General features: G+C 42.9%; 1 protein-coding gene. It reads right to left on the reverse strand.

Features of this window, described 5'->3' with window-relative positions:
- Positions 1-886, reverse strand: an 886-nt coding sequence (locus COV52_00260) for a hypothetical protein (GenBank protein PIR12149.1), incomplete at its 3' end; no start/stop codon positions are given.
- Positions 887-992: the final 106 nt, after the last annotated feature.

The raw sequence follows: 992 nt of genomic DNA on the forward strand, positions 1-992 counted from the left end.
AGCAATAACTTAGGGCTAATAGCGCCACAAGCTTTTTAATTCGCACCCGATGAACTAACCGTGTCAGCTCAAAGTTAAATCCTTTGCCTTTCAAGCAGCCAAACAAACATTCAATCGGCCAGCGATTGAGATAATGTTCAACCCCATCGTCTGACACATTGCTAGCGACTATCATGAGCTGTCCATCATCAGGCGACTTGGCTGCACTGATCGTTAGCAGCTGACCATAAAGACGACGCGCCCCAGATAAAGTCATCCGCTCACCCGGCTTAAGATGATGACACAGCCAGCCAACTTGAACACCTTTCCCTCGTGCATTGGTTGTATCCGCATCCTTTTTAACGCGAATACAAAAGGGAATTCCTTGTGAGACTAAGTAAGCAAACCATTCGCCACCAATGAATTCTCTGTCCGCCAATAAGCGTTTTATCGCTGATTTACCAAATAAGCGCGTAAAGCGATTGAGTAATGCGATACGATGTTTAGTCGCTGAGTTCCCTTTATGGGGTAGCAATAGCCATATCACAGGAATCGCGCAACCATGCCACTCGATACACAAAAATAAAATGTTAATCTCAAATGAACCCAGCGACCAATTCGTCCGATCCATCGTCAAATACTGAGGGCTGCAATCAAAGTCAAACAAATGAAAGATTAGCTTTGAAATAGCGCCATAATCAAAACGTGCCTTTGCTAAAAAACGCTGTAATTTACGGTAACGAGATGTGGATTGACTGTCGTCAAATCCTAGCTTGGCGAGCTTAGCCAAATTCACGGTATTGAGCGTCATCAGGCCAATAATCAAACAGGTAAAAGTTTTTAAATGCCTCTTGTCTAATTTGATGTGAGTCTTTATGCTTCGTTCTAGCTCGCTGATTAATTTCATGCTTTTCCTCCTGAAAATTTAGTCGTTTTCCATGAGGGGGCATTATCAGCGAGCCCTTTGATTTTTCAAGACTTTTTTAAATTATCCATGAGTTGTGTCGTGTACG

The sequence above is a fragment of the Gammaproteobacteria bacterium CG11_big_fil_rev_8_21_14_0_20_46_22 genome (genome assembly GCA_002796245.1).
In the GTDB taxonomy this organism is placed as follows: Bacteria; Pseudomonadota; Gammaproteobacteria; order UBA12402; family UBA12402; genus 1-14-0-20-46-22.